The 14,710-nt window shown below is 76.5% G+C and carries 14 protein-coding genes; 6 read left to right on the top strand and 8 right to left on the bottom strand.

Annotated features, from left to right (window positions below):
- Window positions 1-71: 71 nt before the first annotated feature.
- On the top strand, window positions 72-770 hold the full coding sequence (locus HLB09_RS05015; RefSeq protein ID WP_171202311.1) for an SDR family oxidoreductase: 699 nt from the start codon (window positions 72-74) through the stop codon (window positions 768-770).
- A 136-nt stretch (window positions 771-906) separates the two neighbouring features.
- On the opposite strand, the gene HLB09_RS05010 is transcribed toward HLB09_RS05015, so the two are convergent.
- The gene (locus HLB09_RS05010; RefSeq protein ID WP_171202308.1) at window positions 907-1,809 is read right to left on the bottom strand and encodes a bifunctional methylenetetrahydrofolate dehydrogenase/methenyltetrahydrofolate cyclohydrolase; all 903 of its coding nucleotides are present in this window, start codon (window positions 1,807-1,809) and stop codon (window positions 907-909) included.
- Window positions 1,806-3,146 carry a serine hydroxymethyltransferase gene (gene glyA, locus HLB09_RS05005; protein WP_171202310.1) on the bottom strand — a complete coding sequence of 447 codons (1,341 nt, stop codon included), beginning with the start codon at window positions 3,144-3,146 and terminating at the stop codon, window positions 1,806-1,808. The genes HLB09_RS05010 and glyA overlap by 4 nt, the downstream gene beginning before the upstream one ends.
- 279 nt (window positions 3,147-3,425) lie before the next feature.
- Here glyA and purU point away from each other — a divergent pair, with 279 nt between their 5' ends.
- On the top strand, window positions 3,426-4,322 hold the full coding sequence (gene purU / locus HLB09_RS05000) for a formyltetrahydrofolate deformylase (RefSeq protein ID WP_322790038.1): 897 nt from the start codon (window positions 3,426-3,428) through the stop codon (window positions 4,320-4,322).
- A gap of 39 nt (window positions 4,323-4,361) precedes the next feature.
- Here the strand turns inward: purU and HLB09_RS04995 are convergent, their stop codons facing one another.
- On the bottom strand, window positions 4,362-5,150 hold the full coding sequence (locus tag HLB09_RS04995) for an SDR family NAD(P)-dependent oxidoreductase (RefSeq protein ID WP_171202307.1): 789 nt from the start codon (window positions 5,148-5,150) through the stop codon (window positions 4,362-4,364).
- Window positions 5,151-5,219: 69 nt separating this feature from the next.
- Between HLB09_RS04995 and HLB09_RS04990 the strand changes: the two genes are divergently transcribed.
- Window positions 5,220-5,885, top strand: a complete 666-nt coding sequence (locus tag HLB09_RS04990) for a hypothetical protein (protein WP_171202306.1) — start codon at window positions 5,220-5,222, stop codon at window positions 5,883-5,885.
- Between the two features lie 49 nt (window positions 5,886-5,934).
- Window positions 5,935-6,963, top strand: coding sequence for a cation diffusion facilitator family transporter (locus HLB09_RS04985; protein WP_171202305.1), 1,029 nt, complete (start codon window positions 5,935-5,937; stop codon window positions 6,961-6,963).
- 84 nt (window positions 6,964-7,047) lie between these two features.
- On the opposite strand, the gene HLB09_RS04980 is transcribed toward HLB09_RS04985, so the two are convergent.
- Window positions 7,048-8,262: an NADP-dependent isocitrate dehydrogenase gene (locus HLB09_RS04980; protein WP_171202304.1), complete on the bottom strand. Its 1,215-nt coding sequence runs from the start codon at window positions 8,260-8,262 to the stop codon at window positions 7,048-7,050.
- A 183-nt stretch (window positions 8,263-8,445) separates the two neighbouring features.
- Here HLB09_RS04980 and HLB09_RS04975 point away from each other — a divergent pair, with 183 nt between their 5' ends.
- Complete coding sequence (locus HLB09_RS04975; RefSeq protein ID WP_171202303.1) at window positions 8,446-9,459, top strand: malate dehydrogenase; 1,014 nt, start codon at window positions 8,446-8,448, stop codon at window positions 9,457-9,459.
- Window positions 9,460-9,544: 85 nt separating this feature from the next.
- Here the strand turns inward: HLB09_RS04975 and HLB09_RS19160 are convergent, their stop codons facing one another.
- From HLB09_RS19160 to purN, 3 genes are all read right to left on the bottom strand, one after another.
- A complete protein-coding gene (locus HLB09_RS19160; RefSeq protein WP_171202302.1) occupies window positions 9,545-9,865 on the bottom strand; it encodes a DUF3017 domain-containing protein in 321 nt (106 codons plus the stop codon).
- Window positions 9,866-9,909: 44 nt separating this feature from the next.
- Window positions 9,910-11,538, bottom strand: coding sequence for a bifunctional phosphoribosylaminoimidazolecarboxamide formyltransferase/IMP cyclohydrolase (gene purH, locus HLB09_RS04965; protein WP_246234327.1), 1,629 nt, complete (start codon window positions 11,536-11,538; stop codon window positions 9,910-9,912).
- Window positions 11,539-11,609: 71 nt separating this feature from the next.
- A complete protein-coding gene (gene purN / locus HLB09_RS17715; RefSeq protein WP_322790036.1) occupies window positions 11,610-12,302 on the bottom strand; it encodes a phosphoribosylglycinamide formyltransferase in 693 nt (230 codons plus the stop codon).
- A 51-nt stretch (window positions 12,303-12,353) separates the two neighbouring features.
- Here purN and HLB09_RS04960 point away from each other — a divergent pair, with 51 nt between their 5' ends.
- Entirely contained in the window at window positions 12,354-12,839 is a 486-nt protein-coding gene (locus HLB09_RS04960) for a hypothetical protein (protein ID WP_171202300.1), read from the top strand.
- Here HLB09_RS04960 and HLB09_RS04955 read toward each other — a convergent pair.
- Window positions 12,778-14,592, bottom strand: a complete 1,815-nt coding sequence (locus HLB09_RS04955; protein WP_171202299.1) for a peptidoglycan D,D-transpeptidase FtsI family protein — start codon at window positions 14,590-14,592, stop codon at window positions 12,778-12,780. The genes HLB09_RS04960 and HLB09_RS04955 overlap by 62 nt on opposite strands.
- Window positions 14,593-14,710 lie beyond the last annotated feature (118 nt).

Genomic DNA, 14,710 nt, shown 5'->3' with positions numbered 1-14,710 from the left:
AGCCCGCCCCCGGCCCGTCCGCAGGGGTCGGCGGGCGCCGCACCGCCGTCGTCACCGGGGCGAGCAGCGGGATCGGCGCCGCCACCGCGCGACGCCTCGCCGCCGACGGCTTCGACGTCGTCCTCGCCGCTCGTCGCGAGGACCGGCTCCGCGCCCTCGCCGAGGAGGTGGGCGGGCGCGCCGTCGTCTGCGACGTCACCGACGACGCCTCCGTCGCCGCGCTGGCCCGCGAGGTCGGCGAGTGCGCCGTCCTCGTCGCCAACGCCGGCGGCGCGGTCGGCATGGACGCCGTCGTCGACGCCGACGTCGAGGAGTGGCGCTGGATGTACGAAGTCAACGTCCTCGGCGTCCTGCGCGTGGTCAAGGCGCTCATGCCGGCCCTCGTCGCGAGCGGGGCGGGGCACGTGGTCGTCATGTCGTCGACGGCCGGGCACGTCGTCTACGAGGGCGGCGGCGGGTACACCGCCGCCAAGCACGGGACGACGGCGCTGGCCGGCACCCTGCGCCTGGAGCTGCTCGGGCAGCCGGTGCGGGTGAGCGAGATCGCCCCCGGCATGGTCGCCACGGACGAGTTCTCCACCAACCGCTTCCGCGGCGACGCCGACGCGGCCGCGAAGGTCTACGAGGGCGTCGCCGCGCCGCTGGTCGCCGAGGACGTCGCCGACTGCGTCTCCTGGGTCGTCACCCGCCCCCCGCACGTCGACGTCGACCTGCTCGTCGTCCGGCCCCTCGCCCAGGCCGCCCAGCACCGGGTGCACCGGGAGGGCTGACCTCCTCGAGCACGACGGCCCGGGGCACGACGGCCGGCACGACGAGCGGCACGACGACGACGGGGCGCGGACCGGGCGAGGGCCCGGGTCCGCGCCCCCTCGGCGTCGGTCGTCGTCTCCGTCGGTCTTCCGGGCGTCAGCCGGCCGCGCGCTCCGCGGCCTCGACGACGTTGGCGAGCAGCAGCGCCCGCGTCATGGGACCGACGCCGCCGGGGTTCGGCGAGAGCCAGCCGGCGACCTCCTCGACGCCGGGGGCGACGTCGCCGGCGAGCCGGGCGTTCCCCTCGGTGTCGACGACGCGGCTCACGCCGACGTCGAGGACCGCGGCACCGGGCTTGACGTCCTCGGGGCGCACGATCCCCGGCACGCCCGCCGCCGCGACGACGACGTCCGCCCGGCGCAGGTGCGCCGCGAGGTCGCGGGTGCCGGTGTGGCACAGCGTGACCGTGGCGTTGACGTCGCGCCGGGTCAGCAGCAGGCCGATGCTGCGGCCCACCGTCGTGCCGCGCCCGACGACGACGACCTCGGCGCCGTCCAGGGGCACCTCGTGCCGCTGGAGCAGGTCGATGACGCCGCGCGGCGTGCACGGCAGGGGCGAGGTGACCTCCTCGCGCACCCGCAGGACGAGGCGCCCGAGGTTGGTCGGGTGCAGGCCGTCGGCGTCCTTGGCGGGGTCGACGAGCTCGAGGAGGCGGTTGGCGTCCATCCCCGCCGGCAGCGGCAGCTGGACGATGTAGCCCGTGCACGCCGGGTCGGCGTTGAGCCGCTCCAAGTGCTCCTCGACCTCCGCCTGCGTGACGTCGGCCGGCAGGTCGACGCGGATCGAGGCGATGCCGACCTCGGCGCAGTCGCGGTGCTTGCCGCGCACGTACGTCGCGCTGCCCGGGTCGTCTCCGACGAGCACCGTGCCGAGTCCGGGGACCACGCCGCGCTCGCGCAGCGCCGCCACCCGCTGCGCGAGGTCGGCCTTCACGGCCGCGGCCGCCGCCCTCCCGTCGAGGACGACCGCCCGCCCGCCCGTGGTCGCGGCGGCGCTCACCACTCCTCGAGGCCGGGGTAGAGCGGGAAGCGCTCGGCGAGGTCGGCCACGCGGGCGCGCAGGCCCGCGACGTCGCACTCCGGCTGCAGCGCGGCGGCGATGACGTCGCCGACCTCGGCGAACTCGGCGTCGTCGAACCCGCGGGTGGCGAGCGCCGGCGTCCCGATCCGCAGGCCCGAGGTGACCATCGGGGGCCGCGGGTCGAAGGGGACGGCGTTGCGGTTCACCGTGATGCCCGCCTCGTGGAGGCGGTCCTCCGCCTGCTGGCCGTCGAGCGCGGACTCGCGCAGGTCGGCGAGGACGAGGTGGACGTCCGTGCCGCCCGTGATGACGTTGACGCCGGCCGCCCGGGCGGCGTCCGTCGTCAGCGCGGCGGCGACGGCCTTGGCGCCGCGCAGCGTGCGCTCCTGGCGCTCGCGGAACTCGGCGCTCGCCGCGATCTTGAAGGCGACCGCCTTCGCCGCCACGGCGTGCATGAGCGGGCCGCCCTGCTGGCCGGGGAAGACGGCCGAGTCGATCTTCTTCGCGTGCTCGGCGCGGCAGAGGATGACGCCGCTGCGCGGGCCCGCGAGCGTCTTGTGCACCGTCGAGGTGACGACGTCGGCGTAGGGCACGGGCGAGGGGTGCAGGCCCGCGGCCACGAGGCCGGCGAAGTGCGCCATGTCGACCATGAGCAGCGCGCCGACCTCGTCGGCGACCGCCCGGAACGCGGCGAAGTCGAGGTGGCGGGCGTAGGCGGACCAGCCGGCGATGATGAGCTTCGGCCTCCGCTCGAGCGCGGTCTCGCGGACGCGGTCCATGTCGACGAGGTGGGTGCGCTCGTCGACGCCGTACGTCGCGACGTCGAAGAGGCGCCCGGAGAAGTTGATCTTCATGCCGTGCGTGAGGTGGCCGCCGTGCGCCAGCTCGAGGCCCATGATCGTGTCGCCGGGGCGGATGAGCGCGTGCATGACAGCGGCGTTGGCCTGCGCGCCCGCGTGCGGCTGCACGTTGACGTGCTCGGCGCCGAAGAGGGCCTTCGCGCGCTCGCGGGCGAGCTCCTCGGCGACGTCGACGAACTCGCAGCCGCCGTAGTAGCGGCGCCCCGGGTAGCCCTCGGCGTACTTGTTCGTGAGGACCGAGCCCTGCGCCTCGAGGACCGCGCGGGGGGCGAAGTTCTCGCTGGCGATCATCTCGAGGGTGCCGCGCTGGCGGCCCAGCTCGCGCTCGAGGACCTCGGCGATCTCGGGGTCGACCTCGGCGAGGGGGCGGTCGGTGACGCCCCCCTCGACCGGCGTGCGCGAGGTCCCCGGCGCGGGCGCGCCCGGCGGGTCCTCGTGCACCTGCTCGGGGCTCATGGGCTGGACGGGCTCGACCGTCGTCATCGCGTCTCCTCGTGGCTGGCGGGCACGGGCCGGTGGCACGGGCGGCAGGCGGCCCAGGCGGACGACCGCGCTGCCCGGGCGCGCCCGGTGGCGGCGCCCGACCTCGCTCGCCGCTCCCCGGTGGTGTCCCACCCTCGCCAGTCGCGGCGGGGCCAGGGTAGACGCACGGCGGTCCGCCGTGGGGGCGTGCCCGCGCCCTGGGCCCGCTCCTGGATCCACCCCCGGGCCCGCTCCTGACTAGCCTCCTCGACCGTGACCTCCCCCGACGCCGCGCCGCTGCGCACGGACGAGGGCGCCGCCCCGGCGACGCCGTCGTACGTGCTGGTGCTCACCTGCCCCGACGGCCCCGGCATCGTCCACGCCGTCAGCGGCGTCCTGGCCGGGGCGGGCGGCAACATCACCGAGAGCCAGCAGTACGGCGACCCCGGCACCGGGCGCTTCCACCTCCGCGTGCAGGTCGAGGTGCCGCTCGCGCGCGACGAGCTGGCGGCGCTGCTCGCCCCCGTCGCCGAGCGCTTCGGCATGGAGTGGTCCCTCGACGTCCTCGGTCGCCCGCTGCGGACGCTCGTGCTCGTCTCGCGCGCGGGGCACTGCCTCAACGACCTGCTCTTCCGGCAGCGCTCGGGCCGCCTGCCCGTCGACGTCGTCGGCGTCGTCGGCAACCACCGCGACCTCGAGCCGATGGCCGCCGCGGCCGGCGTCCCCTTCACGCACGTGCCCGTGGAGGCCGGCGGCAAGGAGGCGGCGGAGGCCCGGCTCCTCGCCATGGTCGGCGAGCACGACGTCGAGCTCGTCGTCCTCGCGCGGTACATGCAGGTGCTCTCGGACGACCTGTGCCGCGCCCTCCACGGCCGGGTCATCAACATCCACCACTCGTTCCTGCCGAGCTTCAAGGGCGCCCGCCCCTACGCCCAGGCCCACGGCCGCGGCGTCAAGCTCATCGGCGCGACGGCGCACTACGTGACGGCCGACCTCGACGAGGGGCCGATCATCGAGCAGGACGTCCACCGCGTGGACCACGCCTCGACCGAGGCGGACATGGTCGGCATCGGCCAGGACGTCGAGGCGCAGGTGCTCGCCCGCGCCGTGCGGTGGCACGCCGAGCACCGCGTGCTGCTCGACGGGCACCGCACCGTCGTCTTCCGCTGAGCCGCAGCGGCTCACGCCGCCTCCCGTCCGCCGGAGCGCTCAGTCGTCGAAGCGCCGGCCGCTCGGGTAGCCCTGCGCGCCGTCGACGACGAGGTCGGTGCCCGACACCCACGACGCGCGGTCCGAGAGGAGGAAGGCGACGACCTCGGCGACCTCCCCGGGGCGGCCGAGGCGGCCGAGGGGGAACTCCCGCTCGACGAAGTCGGCGTAGCGCTCGGGGTGGGAGGCCTCGAAGGACTCCCAGCCGCCGCCGGGGAAGCGGATCGAGCCGGGGCTGACCGAGTTCACGCGCGTGCCCTGGACGGCGAGCTCGCGCCCGAGGGTCGCGGCCAGGTGGGTCTCCCCCGCCTTGGCGGCCGCGTAGGCGGTGCGCGGCGCCGGCCGCTGCCCCGTGATGGAGGACACGACGACGGCCGCCCCTCCGCCGGCCGCCGCCAGGTGCGGCGCCGCCGCCCCGAGCAGCGCGACGGCGTGGCCGACGTTGAGCGCGTAGGTGTCGACGAACTCCTGCGCGGTCCCGGTGAGGAGGTTGCCCCCGCCGACCGTCCCCCCGGCGTTGGCGACGACGCGCGAGAGCCCGCCGAGCGCCTCCGCGGCGGCGTCGACCTCGCGGGCGAGCGCGGCGAAGTCGGTGACGTCGACGGCCGCCGTGACGACGCGCGTCCCGTGCCGACCCACCTGCTCCGCCGCCGCGGCGAGGCCCTCGGCGCCCCGGGCCAGCAGGGCCACGTCGGCGCCCTCCGCGGCCAGGGCGTCGGCCACCGCCAGCCCGATCCCCCGGCTCGCGCCCGTCACGAGCGCCTGCGTCCCCGCCAGTCCCAGGTCCATGCGGCGCACCCTAGGGGCCGGTGTCGTCGTGCCCCGTCGGGGCGGACCACCGGCGCTAGCGTCGCGGTCGTGCCGACGCCGACCGAGCCCACCGGTGCCCCCTCCCCCTCGGACGCTCCCCCGCAGGAGGCCTCGGACGCACCCTCCGACACCACCCCGGCGGCGGAGGCCCTCCTGCGCGACCTCCTCGCCGGCACCGGTGGCTGGTGGTCCACGGCGCGCCTGGCCGTCCGCCGCGCGGACGGCCTCCTGCCGGCGGGGGCGGCGCGACTGCTGCTGCGCCGCCCGCTCATGGGCGTGCCCGCGGGCGTGCGCGTCGAGGGCGCGGACGGGCGCGTGCTCGCGGTCGGCCTGGGCGCCGACCTCGACGACGACCTGCGGGCGCTGCTCGACCCCCTCGCCCTGGTGACCGGCCTGCCGCCCGCCGTCGGGGCCCTGCCGTCCTCGGAGCGACGCACGGCGGTGGCGCGGCTCGTCGTCGAGCACGCGCGGGAGGTCGCCGTCGACGGCGTCGCGGCGGTCTCCGGCCTCCTGTCCGGCCCAGGGCTGAGCGGCGGGGGGCTGCGCGGCTCGGCGCCGACGAGCCGACACCCCGACGCCGACCTCGCCGACGTCGTCCTCGATCGGGTCAGCGCCCTGCCGCTCTCGGTGGGGACCAGCGGGGACCTCCCCCGCCTGGCCCTCGCGGTCGAGGAGCTGGACGCCCGGCTCGAGGACGACGTCTTCGGCGGGTGAGCGGGACGCCCACGTCGCCCGGGCGGCGCAGGTGTGCTCCCCTCGGCGCATGACGACACCCGGGGCAACCACTCGTGGAGGCGCCGAGGGGCGCGAGGGCGGCGAGGCGGGGACCGCGGGCGGGGGCCACGCCGGCTCGCGCGCCGCCATCCTCGCCGCCCTCGCCGCCAACGTGGGCATCGCGGTGACGAAGTTCCTCGCGTACCTGCTCACGTCCTCCTCGGCCATGCTCGCCGAGTCGGTCCACTCCCTCGCCGACTCCGGCAACCAGGTGCTCCTCCTCGTCGGCGGGGCGCGCTCGCGCCGCGCGGCCACGCCGGAGCACCCCTTCGGCTTCGGCCACGAGCGCTACGTCTACGGCTTCGTCGTCGCGGTCGTCCTCTTCACCCTCGGCGGGCTCTTCGCGCTCTACGAGGCCTACGAGAAGTTCCAGGAGCCGGAGCCCATCACCGCCTGGCGCTGGGTGCCCGTCGTCGTCCTGCTCGTGGCGGGCGTCATGGAGGGCCTCAGCCTGCGCACCGCCGTGCGGGAGGCCGGGGAGGTGAGGGGCGAGCAGAGCCTGCCCCGCTTCGTCCGCACGGCCCGCGCCCCCGAGCTGCCCGTCGTCCTCCTCGAGGACAGCGCCGCCCTCCTCGGCATCCTCTTCGCCCTCACCGGCGTGGGGCTGACCCTCCTCACCGGGGACGGGCGCTGGGACGCCGCGGGGACCGCCGCCATCGGCCTGCTCCTCACCGCCGTCGCCGTCGTCCTCGCGGTGGAGATGAAGTCCCTGCTCGTCGGCGAGGGCGCCCGCCCCGCGCAGGTGCGGGCCATCGAGGCGGCGCTGCCCGGCGACGGGGTCACGGGCGTCATCCACCTGCGGACGCTGCACCTCGGCCCGGAGGAGCTCCTCGTGGGCGCCAAGATCGCCGTGCCCGACGCCATCACCGCCGCCGAGGTGGCGCACGCCATCGACGCCGCCGAGCGCCGCGTGCGCGCCGCGGTGCCCATCGCCCGCGTCATCTACCTCGAGCCCGACCTGCCCCGGGAGCCCCCGGCCGACGGCGGCGACCGGCCGGAGGCGCCCGTCGCCGGGTAGGCCCCGGATGCGAGAGGAGCCTGGACGCGACGAGGGCCCGCGACCGCGTCAGCGGTGGCGGGCCCTCGTCGTCGGGCGGGACGGTCAGCCCAGGCGGGCCGAGAGGTTCTCGTCGAGCGCCGCGAGGAACTCCTCGGTGGTGAGCCAGCCCTGGTCGGGGCCGACGAGCACCGCCAGGTCCTTCGTCATCTTGCCGCTCTCGACGGTCTTCACGACCACGTCCTCGAGCGTCTCGGCGAACTCGGTGACGGCCGGCGTGCCGTCGAGGCGCCCGCGGTGCGCGAGGCCCCGCGTCCAGGCGTAGATCGACGCGATGGGGTTGGTCGACGTCGGCTTGCCCTGCTGGTGCTGGCGGTAGTGGCGCGTCACCGTGCCGTGGGCCGCCTCCGCCTCGACCGTGCGGCCGTCGGGCGAGGTGAGGACCGACGTCATGAGGCCGAGCGAGCCGAAGCCCTGCGCGACGGTGTCGGACTGCACGTCGCCGTCGTAGTTCTTGCAGGCCCAGACGTAGCCGCCCTCCCACTTGAGGGAGGCGGCGACCATGTCGTCGATGAGGCGGTGCTCGTAGGTGATGCCGGCCGCGTCGAACTTCTCCTTGAACTCGGCCTCGAAGACCTCGGCGAAGATGTCCTTGAAGCGCCCGTCGTAGGCCTTCATGATCGTGTTCTTCGTCGACAGGTAGACCGGGTAGCCGCGGTCGAGCCCGTAGTTCATGGAGCTGCGCGCGAAGTCGCGGATCGACTCGTCGAGGTTGTACATCGCCACCGCGACGCCGGCGCCGGGCGCCTGGAAGACCTCGTGCTCGATGGGCTCGGAGCCGTCCGCCGGCTGGAAGGACACGGTGAGCGTGCCCTCGCCCGGGAAGCGGAAGTCGGTGGCGCGGTACTGGTCGCCGAAGGCGTGTCGGCCGACGATGATCGGCTTGGTCCAGCCCGGCACCAGGCGGGGGATGTTCGAGATGACGATGGGCTCGCGGAAGATGACGCCGCCGAGGATGTTGCGGATCGTCCCGTTGGGCGAGCGCCACATCTTCTTCAGCCCGAACTCCTCGACGCGGGCCTCGTCGGGCGTGATCGTGGCGCACTTCACGCCCACGCCGTGCTTCTTGATGGCGTTCGCCGCGTCGACCGTGACCTGGTCGTCGGTCGCGTCGCGGTGCTCCATGCCGAGGTCGTAGTACTCGAGGTCGACGTCGAGGTACGGGTGGATGAGGCGGTCCTTGATGAACTGCCAGATGATCCGCGTCATCTCGTCGCCGTCGAGCTCGACGACGGTCCCCTCGACCTTGATCTTGGCCATGCGGTAGCACTCTCCTCGTCGCGAGCGGTGGGTGTCTCGACGTCAAACTACCGGTCGGGCCGCTCGCGGCGCCCCCGCCGGCCCGCCGCCCCGCGCCGCGACCCCGGTGCCGATAGCGTCGCGGTGCCCGGGGACGGCCCCGTCCCCCGCGGGACCCCCGCAGACCCCTCGAAGGAGCGCAGCGTGACCTCCAGCACCGCCGAGACCGGCAGCCGCCGTCCCGTCACCGTCGCCGTCACCGGCGGCGCGGGGCAGATCTGCTACAGCCTGCTCTTCCGCATCGCGAGCGGGGCGCTGCTGGGGCCGGACGTGCCGGTGCGCCTGCGCGTCCTCGAGATCACGCCCGCGCTCGGGGCGGCCGAGGGCGTCGCCATGGAGCTCGACGACTGCGCCTTCCCGCTGCTGCAGTCGGTGGACATCTCCGACGACGCCGCCACCGCCTTCGACGGCGCCAGCGTGGCCATGCTCGTCGGCTCCCGCCCCCGCACCAAGGGCATGGAGCGCGGCGACCTCCTCGAGGCGAACGGCGCCATCTTCACCGGCCAGGGCCGGGCGCTGGCGCAGTCCGCGGCCGACGACCTGCGCGTCCTCGTCGTCGGCAACCCCGCCAACACCAACTGCCTCATCGCCATGAACAACGCCGCGGGCGTGCCCGCCGAGCGCTTCTCCGCGATGACGCGCCTGGACCACAACCGCGCCGTCGCCCAGCTCGCGAAGAAGGCCGGTGCGCCCGTGGCCGACGTCGAGCGCGTCGCCATCTGGGGCAACCACTCGGCGACCCAGTACCCCGACCTCACGCACGCGGTCGTGGGCGGCCGCCCGGCGCTCGAGGTCGTCGACCAGCCGTGGGTCGAGTCCGACTTCATCCCCACCGTGCAGAAGCGCGGCGCGGCCATCATCGAGGCGCGCGGCTCCTCCTCCGCGGCGTCCGCGGCCAACGCCGCCATCGACCACGTCCGCACCTGGCTCACGGGCACCCCGGAGGGCGGCTGGACGTCCATGGCGGTGCGCTCCGACGGCTCCTACGGCGTGCCGGAGGGCCTCGTGTCGAGCTTCCCCGTGACGACGCGCGACGGCTCCTACGAGATCGTCCAGGGCCTCGACGTCGACGACTTCTCGCGCTCGCGCATCGACGCCTCCGTCGCCGAGCTCGCCGAGGAGCGCGACGCCGTGGCGGGCATGGGCCTGCTCGGCTGACCCGCCGCGAGCGCGACGGCCCGCGACCGACCCGCAGGGGTCGGCCGCGGGCCGTCGCCGTCCGGGGGTCCGGGTCGCCCCGGGGTCAGACCCGGGGGTCCCCGCCGGGCGTCAGCAGGGAGAGCACGACGAGGGCGGCCGCCAGCACGAGGACGACGACGGCGTCCACCGCCCGCGAGCGCACCGCCAGCGGCCCCGCGGCGCGGGTGGACCCCGTCAGGCGCACCACCGCGACGACGACCAGGCCGGCGCCGAGGACGAGTCCCGTGGCCCGGAAGCCGAGGACCACGCCGGCGACCAGGGCCCCCGCGACGAGCGCCGCCACCGCCACGAGCACGGCGCTCCCCCGCCGCCCCGCCGTCGCGTCGACCTCCGCCCGTCCTCGGACCTCGGGGACGTCGGTCACCTCGCCCTCCGCCCCGTCCGGGGACCGCTCCTCGGGCACCGGGCTCAGTGCGTGAAGTGGCGGGCGCCGGTGAGGTACAGGGCCGCCCCGGCGGCCTGCGCGGCCGCCACGACCTCCTCGTCCCGCACGGACCCGCCCGGCTGGACGACGGCGCGCACGCCGGCGTCGAGCAGCACCTGCAGGCCGTCGGCGAAGGGGAAGAAGGCGTCGGAGGCGGCCACCGACCCGGCGGCGCGCTCGCCGGCGCGCGCGACGGCGAGCCGCGCCGAGTCGACCCGGTTGACCTGGCCCATGCCGACGCCGGTGGTGGCGCGCCCGGACGCCAGGAGGATGGCGTTGGAGCGCACCGCGCGCACCGCGCGCCAGGCGAAGGCCAGGTCGGCGAGCACGTCGGCCCCCACGGGCGCCCCGGCCGCCAGCGTCCACCCGCTCGGGTCGTCGCCGGGGGCCTGGAGCCGGTCGGCGGTCTGGACCAGGAGACCGCCGTCGACGGGCTTGACCTCCAGCCGGTCGCCGCCCGCGGGGGCGTCGGCGCGCAGGAGCCGCACGTTCTTCTTGCGGGTGAGCACCTCGAGGGCGTCGGCGTCGAACGCCGGGGCCACGACGACCTCGGTGAAGACCTCGGCGACCTGCTCGGCCATGGCCGCGGTGACCGGCCGGTTCACGGCGATGACGCCGCCGAAGGCCGACACGGGGTCGCAGGCGTGCGCGGCGCGGTGCGCCGTCGCCACGTCGGCGGCCACGGCGATGCCGCAGGGGTTGGCGTGCTTGATGATCGCGACGCACGGCTCGTCGTGGTCGTGGGCGGCCCGCCAGGCGGCGTCGGCGTCCGTCCAGTTGTTGAAGCTCATCTCCTTGCCGTGCAGCTGCTCGGCCCCGGCGAGGCCGGCCGCCGCCGCGGACCCCGCCCCCGCCAGGGGGCGGTACAGCGCCGCCCGCTGGTGCGGGTTCTCCCCGTAGCGCAGGGACGCCGTCCGCGCGTAGGAGAGCTCGATCCGCTCGGGCGGGGCGCCTTGCTCGTCCCCGTCACCGCCGCCGTCGCCGGCCTCCCCCGCGGGGCGGGGACCGGCCGCCGGCTCCTCCACCGTCGTCGACGGCACGAGGACGTCGCGCGTCCACGCGGCGACGGCGGCGTCGTAGGCGGCGGTGGCCGCGAAGGCGCGCGCGGCGAGCCGCGCGCGGGCCGCCAGGTCGAAGCCCCCGCCGACGGCGGCCGCGAGGACCTCGTCGTAGGCCTCCGGGCTCGTGACGACGGCCACGCTGGGGTGGTTCTTCGCGGCGGCGCGGACCATCGAGGGGCCGCCGACGTCGATCTGCTCGACGCACTCGTCGACGCCGGCGCCGCTCGCGACCGTGCGCTCGAAGGGGTAGAGGTTCACGACCACGAGGTCGAAGGGCTCGACGCCGAGGTCGGCGAGCTGGGCCTCGTGCTCCGGCCGCCGCCGGTCGGCGAGGATGCCGGCGTGCACGCGGGGGTGCAGGGTCTTGACCCGGCCGTCGAGGCACTCGGGGAAGCCCGTGAGGTCCTCCACCGCCGTCACGGGGACGCCCGCGGCCGCGATGCGGGACGCCGTCGAGCCGGTCGAGACGAGGGCCACGCCCGCGTCGTGCAGCCCCCGGGCCAGGTCCTCCAGGCCCGTCTTGTCCCAGACGGAGACGAGGGCCCGGCGCAGCGGCCGCCGGCCGCCGGCCTCGGTGCTGGTGGGGTCGGCGGACGGCGAGGCGTCGGCGGTGGTCGGGGAGCTCACGGGAGGTGCACCTTCCGGGGGTCGTCGGGCGAGGTGGTCCAGCCGCCGCGGGCCATGCGCCCGACGACGTCGACGAGCAGGGGCCGCTCGGCGGCCTTGATGCGCTCGTGGAGGGTCGCGACGTCGTCGTCCTCGAGCACGGGGACCGCCACCTGGGCGAGCACCGCACCGGTGTCGACGCCCTCGTCGACGAGCAGCACGGTGGCGCCGGTGACCTTGACGCCGTAGGCGAGCGCGTCCGCGGGGGCCCGGGTGCCGGGGAAGGACGGCGACAGCGCCGGGTGGGTGTTGACGACGCGCCCGCCGAGGCGGGCGAGGAAGGCGGGCCCGACGAGCTTCATGAAGCCGGCGAGCACGACGAGGTCGGGCTCGAGCGCCGTGACCGCGCGGGTCAGCGCGACGTCCCAGGCGGCGCGGTCGGGGTGGTCGCGCAGGGCGACGACCTCGGCGGGCAGCCCGGCCGCGCGGGCCCGGTCCAGCGCCGGCGCGTCCGCGCGGTCCGCGACGACGCCGACGACCTCGGCGCCCCAGCCGGGCCGGCGGGAGGCCTCGAGCAGGGCCCCGAGGTTCGTGCCCGCCCCCGAGACGAGGACGACGACGCGGCACGGGCGGGCCGACCCCCCTGGACGACCTCCTGCGGGGTCGGGCGCCGACGGCTCCCCGGGTGCCGCGGTGCCGCCTGCCGTCACGGTCGGAGACCATAGCGGCACGCCCGGCGACCGCCGGAGCGCGACGAGCCCGTGGAGGACACCGTGGCCGCCCCCGGCAGCACCCCGCCCCGCCGCTCCCCCGGTGGCCCCGACGGCCAGGGCGGGCCCGGCGAGCCCGGTGGACGGCACGACGCCCCGGAGCGCGGCCCGGCCGCCGACGCGGTGCGGCGCTCGCTCCTCTTCTCGCTGCTGCTCCTCGGGGCGCTGCTCGCCGAGCGCCTCCCCTTCCCGTGGTCGGGTACCGGTCTGCTCTTCACGGCGGGGGCGCTCGTCGCGGGCGGCCTCGCCCTCGCCGACGCGGTGCGCGCCCGGCGCAGCGGCACCCTCGTGGTGCTGGCGGCCGGGCTGGTGCTGGCGCTCTTCGTCCTCGTGGCGCAGGTGGTCGCGCTGGTCGTGTGGCCGCTCCAGGACGGCCTGCGGGACTGCCTCGCCGGCGCCGTCGGCTCCGCGCGGCTCACCAGGTCTGCGGGTAGAGGCGCGCCGGCTCCGAGGACGGCAGGTCGCCGCGAGCGGTGAGCGCGTAGGACATGACGTCCTTGAACACCGGCGCCGCCACCTGGCCGCCGTAGAAGCCGTTGGTCGGGCGCTGGACGACGACGGCGACGACGACCTGCGGGTCGTCGGCCGGGGCGTACCCGATGAAGGAGCTCGTGTAGCCGGTGTAGCCCCCGCGGTCGTCCGGCGCCTCCGCCGTCCCCGTCTTCCCGGCCACGCGGTAGCCGGGGATCGCGGCCGCGTCGCCGGTGCCGTCGGCGACGACGCCCTCGAGCATCGTCGAGACCTGCTGCGCCGTCTCGGGGCTGACGACGCGCACGCCGGGGGGCCGGTCCGCCGGGTGCTCCGTGCCGTCGGGGTCGACGGTGCCCTCGACGAGGCGCGGCGGGACCCGGACGCCGTCGTTGGCGATGGTGGCGTAGACCTCCGCCGCCTGCAGCGCGTTGACGGAGACGCCCTGGCCGAAGAGGACCGTGTACTGCTGGCGCCCGTCCCAGTCGTCGGCCGCGGCGAGGATGCCCGGCGTCTCGCCCGGCAGCTCGATCCCGGTGCGCTCGCCGAAGCCGAAGCGCCGCATGTAGTCGTGGCGCTGCTCGCGGGTCAGCCGCTCGCCCACCCGGACGGTCCCGGTGTTGGAGGACTCCCCGAGGATGCCGGCGAAGGTCAGCCTCTCGAGGTCGTGGTGGTGGGAGTCGCGGAAGGACTGGCCGTTCGCGGCCTCCCACGTGTAGGGCACCTCGAACTGGTCCAGCGGCTCGACGACGCCCTCCTCGAGGGCCGCGGCCGCCGTGACGACCTTGCTCGTCGAGCCGGGCTCGAAGACGTCGGAGACGGCGCGGCTGCCTAGCGCCGCCGGGTCGGCCGAGGCGAAGTCGTTGGGGTCGACCGTCGGCGACTCCGCGAGGGCGAGCACGTGACCGGTGCCCACCTCGAGCGCGACGACGCTGACCCACTCGGCGCCGGCCTGCTCGCGCATGGCCGCCGCCCGCTCCTGCGCCGTCCACTGCAGGTCGCGGTCGATGGTGAGGCGGACGTCGGAGCCGGGGACGGGCTCGACGCGCTGGCTCTCCCCCATGGGGATGGCCTGGCCCATGCGGCCGCGCTCGACGCGCTGGAAGCCGTCCGTGCCGGCGAGCTCGTCGTCCATGACCGCCTCGACGCCGCCCAGGCCGGCGTCACCGTCGCCGCCCGTGTAGCCGAGCACGTTGCCGGCGAGGTCACCGCCCGGGTAGGTGCGGCTGAAGCGCGGCTCGGACGTGATGCCGGCGACGCCCAGGGCCTTCACGCGGGCCCACAGCTCCGGCGTGATGTCGCGGGCCACCACGCTCCAGCGCGAGCCGCCGCCCCGGGTGAGCGCGGCGCGGACGTCGGCCGGGTCCCGCCCGAGGAGCCCGGCCAGGTCGGCGACGGCGCCCTCCAGCCCCTCGGCGACGACCTCGCCGTCGGCGTCCTCGCGCTCGTAGCCCTCGGCGGCGATCTGCGGGTCGGCGATGACGTCGCGGCGCTCCACGCTCGCGGCGAGGACCTGGCCGCTCGCGTCGAGGATGCGCCCGCGCTGGGCCAGCAGCGGCTGCTCCATCCCCATGCGGTCGGCGAGCGCCTGCTGGGCGACCGCCTCGGCGTCGACGGCCTGCACCTGCACGAGGCGCCCGGCGAAGACGACGAGGAGCGCCAGCACGAGCGCCAGGATCAGCCGCGCGCGCCGCTCGTGGCGCACGAGCGGCCTCGCGGGGCGGTGGGGCGTGCGGTGCGGGCTGCGGTCGGGGCCGGGCATCAGGGCGCGCTCTCCTCGGCGGTGCTGGCGTCGGCGGTGCTGTCGTCGGAGGAGGCCTCGTCCTCGGCCCGGTCGCGGGCGGTGCGGTCCCCCTCGGCCGCCGCCTCGGCGGGCGGCG

It is taken from the genome of Pseudokineococcus marinus, assembly GCF_013004605.1.
Taxonomy (GTDB): domain Bacteria; phylum Actinomycetota; class Actinomycetes; order Actinomycetales; family Quadrisphaeraceae; genus Pseudokineococcus; species Pseudokineococcus marinus.
This window is presented reverse-complemented; position numbering and strand designations above follow the sequence as displayed.

Excerpts from the sequence above, each read along its gene's own strand:
- glyA (WP_171202310.1), bottom strand. The coding sequence starts at position 3,146 with ATGAGCCCCGAGCAGGTGCACGAGGACCCGCCGGGCGCGCCCGCGCCG.
- HLB09_RS04995 (WP_171202307.1), bottom strand. The coding sequence starts at position 5,150 with ATGGACCTGGGACTGGCGGGGACGCAGGCGCTCGTGACGGGCGCGAGC.
- HLB09_RS04985 (WP_171202305.1), top strand. The coding sequence starts at position 5,935 with ATGACGACACCCGGGGCAACCACTCGTGGAGGCGCCGAGGGGCGCGAG.
- HLB09_RS04980 (WP_171202304.1), bottom strand. The coding sequence starts at position 8,262 with ATGGCCAAGATCAAGGTCGAGGGGACCGTCGTCGAGCTCGACGGCGAC.
- HLB09_RS04955 (WP_171202299.1), bottom strand. The coding sequence starts at position 14,592 with ATGCCCGGCCCCGACCGCAGCCCGCACCGCACGCCCCACCGCCCCGCG.